The sequence below is a fragment of the Salimicrobium salexigens genome (assembly GCF_900156705.1).
Lineage (GTDB): Bacteria > Bacillota > Bacilli > Bacillales > Halobacillaceae > Salimicrobium > Salimicrobium album.
In genome coordinates, this window is sequence record NZ_FTOK01000021.1 from 1 (window position 1) to 5,309 (window position 5,309).

Annotated in this window: 3 protein-coding genes and 1 pseudogene; 3 read left to right on the forward strand and 1 reads right to left on the reverse strand. The window is 38.1% G+C overall.

Annotated features, from left to right (window positions below; translation table 11 throughout):
• Positions 1–605: 605 nt before the first annotated feature.
• The 3 genes and pseudogenes from BW931_RS13080 to BW931_RS13090 all read left to right on the forward strand — a co-directional run.
• A complete protein-coding gene (locus BW931_RS13080; protein WP_076572902.1) occupies positions 606–1,289 on the forward strand; it encodes a DUF5694 domain-containing protein in 684 nt (227 codons plus the stop codon).
• 136 nt (positions 1,290–1,425) lie between these two features.
• Entirely contained in the window at positions 1,426–3,000 is a 1,575-nt protein-coding gene (locus BW931_RS13085; RefSeq protein ID WP_076572904.1) for a hypothetical protein, read from the forward strand.
• Positions 3,001–3,175: 175 nt separating this feature from the next.
• A pseudogene (locus BW931_RS13090) lies at positions 3,176–3,808 on the forward strand (DNA/RNA non-specific endonuclease); the annotation flags it as partial.
• Between the two features lie 465 nt (positions 3,809–4,273).
• Here the strand turns inward: BW931_RS13090 and BW931_RS13095 are convergent.
• Positions 4,274–5,170, reverse strand: a complete 897-nt coding sequence (locus BW931_RS13095) for a hypothetical protein (protein ID WP_076572906.1) — start codon at positions 5,168–5,170, stop codon at positions 4,274–4,276.
• Positions 5,171–5,309: the final 139 nt, after the last annotated feature.

Genomic DNA, 5,309 nt, shown 5'->3' on the forward strand with positions numbered 1-5,309 from the left:
TTCAGCATACTTTACGAAGATATAAATCCTTCTGCAACTAAGGGCAGTTATCTTGAGACCGAGTCTTCAAGTAAAGGGCAGGATAGTTGAAGACTTGAGTCCGAGATAATATCTCTAAATGGTCGCTGGGTGGAGTTGAGTAATTAACATGATTTTGAAATAATTGATTTAGGACGGAAAACAAAATAGGAGTCATCACTTTTTTAGAATTGAATGTTAAATAACTAAGGGGGCACATTTTGTCTGAAGGAAAGAAACAGATGTATTTTTATTTGACCATTGGTTATATAGGGGTTTTGTTCTTAGTTCTCACTGGTTTCAGGTTGATATGGTTAGGTGACTCTACGGGGCACACTCTCGCATTGTTGAGCCTGCTTTTCATCGCTGGGTTTTGGAGATATATTGAAAGGGAGCTAATTCCTAAGACCAAGGAAAGGCTCATTATTAAAAGTATTTTTATAAGCCTCTTAATCATTTTATTCTTAGGTGGTTGTTACTTGTTATTCAAGTAATCTTATCTTGATTTCGAGCCTTCATGGAAAGGGGGCAATAGTTGTTAAAGGAGCAGTCTAATGGAACAAATAAGGTAACTGGGGGAGAGGTTTTTGAAAAAAGAAATAATTCTTGTCGGGAGCTATCACTTTGGACAGGAAGAGGAACTAATAGAGAAAAAAGAACAAGAAGTAATAGAGTTAGTTGATCATTTAGCTAAATACCAGCCAACTAAAGTCGCTGTAGAATGGGAAATGTCAAAAGACAAAGAACTTAATATAGAATATAAAGAATCAAATGGTGATTATTCAATTGATGAAATTCAACAAATTGGATTTAGGCTAGCCAAAAAGTTAAATCATGAGAAGATATATGCGGTGAATTGGTCAGGGGGAATATCTCAAGAAGATGTGACGGAACTTAATGCCACAATTCAAAGATCTTATCCTGAATTACTAAATACAATGAAGGTAATTAGCGAAAATGCTCCTGATATTAGCCTTAACACTCCATTGGTTGATTCGTTTAGAAAATTAAATGACAATAAAGCTACTAAAGAACTCGAGAGAATGTACTTATCTTTTGTTACTGTAACTGATAATAATAAAAAAATGATTGGTTTTGACTTTTTAAACAAATGGTCAGAAAGAGAATTGATGGTATTCAAAAATATTGTTGAAGCAAGTAATTCTAATGACAGCATACTACTCATAATTGGAAGTGACCATTTATGGATGCTAAGAAATTTATTTGAAGGAAAGGGATGGAAGGTAATCAATCCTTTTGCAAATAAATAATCTCTCTTTGCTTTATTAAACAAACGTGATTTGTTAGTTGGAAATATGCTTTAATATCTCGAATTCAAGTCTTCCGTTATTGGGGGCGTTTGCTGAAGCCTATATTAACTCTTTCGTTTTTAAAGGAGAATGAAAGGTGTTGAAAGGAGCGATAATCTTGAAAAAGATGCATTGGATCATGCCAGCAATAATTCTTCTGATAGGGGTCTTTATACTTGTATTAAACAATTATAAAGATGTAACAGCTGTCCCCTCGGATTCGTGGACTCGAGAGGTCGAACTTGCAACTACGTCCATCCAGTCAAACATTAAAACGACCCTTAATTCTAATGGTAGTTATAACATTTACTATTTTACTGATAATGGGCTAGTCGAGGGGAAGTACAACGAATCCTTAGAACTGATTGACCAAAGCAGCTATGATATCCCCTATACGAAATGGACAGAAGTATACCCGGGAGACAAGAACATAGTGTATGCGGATAACGAAGCAATGTACCAGACAGAAAGCAATGAAAAAATTTCAGATATCCAAGAGTTCATACCTCTTAAAAATGGCATGATCTATCAATGGAATGACAAGATTTATTATTTAGAGGGAAATTCTTTGGATAAACGATTACTAATTGAAAGCGTGTCGAAAGAAACTCTAATAGATGTTTACCAACCAACGGCAACCAATACATACATAATGCTTAGTGATAAACAAAGAAATGCAACAGAGTACCGTTTATTAAAGTGGGATGGAAAGAACGTAACAGAGATTGATCAGCAAACTATCGAACTGGAGCCTTCTCTCACTTTGGAGGAATTGTCTTTTACGGTTGATAACAATCAACTATCTTTATTTATCAATGCTGGGCCTCTCGACAAACACACTTATTTACCCGAGGATAATTATTATTTTACGCAGCAAAAAATAGGGTCACCTATCTCACTTAATCCTGTACCGTTTAATGATCCTTTCAGTCGAAATGACTTACAGAATGTCAAAGACATTGAATTAGACGTAAAGGATGGAAAGTCTGAACTGTTATTCAGAGCAAAAGGAAGTACGGAGACGAAGTACAGGGATGCAGTCGAATACAATGTTTATAAAGCGGTGTTGAATGGACAAGGAAAAGTCGACGTAACCAGATTAAGCAATACTCCCTGGTTGTCTAAAAACCCTTCCTGGGTAAGTGATGATGTAGTAGTTTGGCTTGATGTTACGGGTGATACCAACAAACTATTTGCTGCCGGATCTACGGATTTGGAGAACTTACCTGAATCATCATTGAGTAAAGATACAGGGTTTCGGATAGTAGGAAAGACCATGGTAATGCTAGCAAGTGGCTTACTGACGTTATTAGTAACTATAGGATGGTATGTGGTTCCTCTTGGATTTATAGGAATTATGACGTTCGGGTCCAATAATGCCTTGGACAAAGGGAAGGAATGGGTCTTCTATACACCAGCTTTGCTTTATGTAGCAGTCGCTTTGTACTTTAACGAGCAATTGTTTAGTGAGAAAGTAATTTCGCGACTTCCTGCGTACCTGGATTTCCCGGGAAGCCCGTTCATTCTTATTTGTGCTTTTGGGGTGATTACTTATTTGATAATGGCTACGACCGACTTAAAGGAGAGGTGGAGTATTCCTAAGAGGATTACCTATTTCGTAGCTGTTCACATAAGTTTTTTAATGATTTTTGTAGGTCCTTTTATACTTTAGATGACTTCAAAAAATAATGTTTAATGTTATTAATTAACGAATGCTTTGAAATCAAGTCTTCATGAATTGGGGGCGTTTCTTGAAGATAAGATCAAAATAAGGCCACGCATTTTAGATATGTCTAATATGTGTGGTTCTTTTAATACCAAGCGTAAAAGCCTCTAACCTAAATATAACCAATGAACACGGGCAGCTCGTCAAAGTCGTAGCTGAGGAAATCGTCCCTCAGGATGACGCCTCGGAACCTGTGCTTTCGAACGGGAGATACTTCTGGGATGAAGCGAAGGTCCCCGGCGTGGAAAGCGACACCCTTGATGAAGGACATGTCATTGCGGACTCTCTCGGAGGCGTATCCAATGCGTATAATATTACGCCTCAGGAAAGTACGTTGAATCGGCATGGGGATCAGGCGTACCTGGAAGATGCCATCCGAAACGCTGGAGGTGCGACGGATTTTGAAGCCATCATTACGTACCCGGATACGGAGACACAAACTCCTTCGAAGTATCAATATACTTATACGATTCAAGGAAATGAAGTCGTGGACACTTTTGATAACGTGAATCCGGATGACGTGAATGAGTCTCTTGGGTTGACCGAGGATGATGATTCCTCCGAATCCTCACCTTCTTCTGAGCCCACCACTACTGCGGAAGAAGGGGATGTTTCCAGCGTAGATGCGAATGGCAATGGCCAGGTGACCATTCAAGAGGCCAAAGATGCTGGTTTCTCTATGCCGATCACCAGCGACCACTGGTTGTATGAATACATGAGAGATAGCGACGGGGATGGAACGGTTGGAGAATGAACCTTTATAAGAGGTGGAGAAGAACGTTCTCTGTCAGTCTCGAAGAATAAGAGAAGCAATACGAGAGAAGGGCGTCCCCCTTCTCTTTTTATATGTATCGTTTACAAAGAATAAACGTCTATGACTTCCTCCACATTACACAAAGGGAGGGTTTGCAATGATTGAATAACCTCTTTGTTTCCCTACCTTCTCGTTACCTATTTTCATATTTCTCACCTATTCATTAACACAATGTCACAATATCCCAATAACACATTAACTCAATACTACAATAATTCAATGTTACAATAACACAAAAAATGGTACTCTGAGATAGATCTAAAAATCGCCTAGTCCTTGGGAGGAAAGTATTTGTCAATTGTTTACGAATGACCATTTTTCATTTCCTTTTTGCTTCTGCGATACCCAATTATAAATAAAATACTTTTATATGAATTGTCACCTTTTGAGCTTGATAAGGCCATTTTATTTCTGGTTGCTTGTTAGCCGGTGCAAACTAAATGCAAGATAGGCGAACAGGACGATCAGTTCGCTGAAGAACAAGATAAGTAAAAACCATTTGGTCTCTACATCATCATAAAAATCTATAGGATAAGGAAGGAATGTGCTTGGATACGCGATTCCAACTATACAGGCATAAACGAGTACACCTAACCCGCCCCACATGCCACGAGGTGTTCCGTAATCATTTAGTATTTTTTGCTGTTCTTTCTCTTGTACTCTAAGAGCCCGGAGGTCATCATCTAGCTCATCGCGTTCTTTTACCATATTATTATACCGTTGAATCTCTCCAGCTGATTTAAAAGAAGGCAAGTCAAATGAAGGCAATGTGGGAAAGGCTCCCCATTTGTTTGCTGGTCTTTCCTTCTCTAGATTTTTGTATATAGCATCATATACAAGTTCGTACCAGGATTTCTTATCAGGATAAATTAAATCGGCTTTTCCATTAATAATATCGTTAATATTTGCTGGGATGACATCGCTCTCATGTTTTTGAATGATTGTTCTTACTTCATTTTTTATAGAGTTAAACTGTTTAATGAAGGGATCCAATTCCTCATTTGTGAATCCATTATAGTCGCTCTCATTAATCAACTGCTCTATTGATTTATCAGTGAAGACAAGATCTTTATGGTGCTCTGTGATGAAATCATCCGCATCCTCTTCAAGAAGTGTAATGTTGGTCCTGTCGTACATCTCCTCTTTTACCGAAATATTATTATTAATTTCCCGCAGTCTCCGTTCAATTGTGGAACGTTCACTGGAAAGGGATATCACCCTACTTACCAAAAAACCGCCGATGATAGCAACCAGTGCTGCTGTTGCAGTGATAATCGAACTGATCAGTACGTTTAAATCCATATTCAATAGCCCCTTGTTTGAAATATAGTTTTCCACGAACCTAATTGAATCAATTTCATAAATCTCAGCCCTTGGCCCCCAATGGGTTCAAGACGTAAAAAAGGAAGTACCTCCCCAAGTCTTGTATAATGGTGGTTCA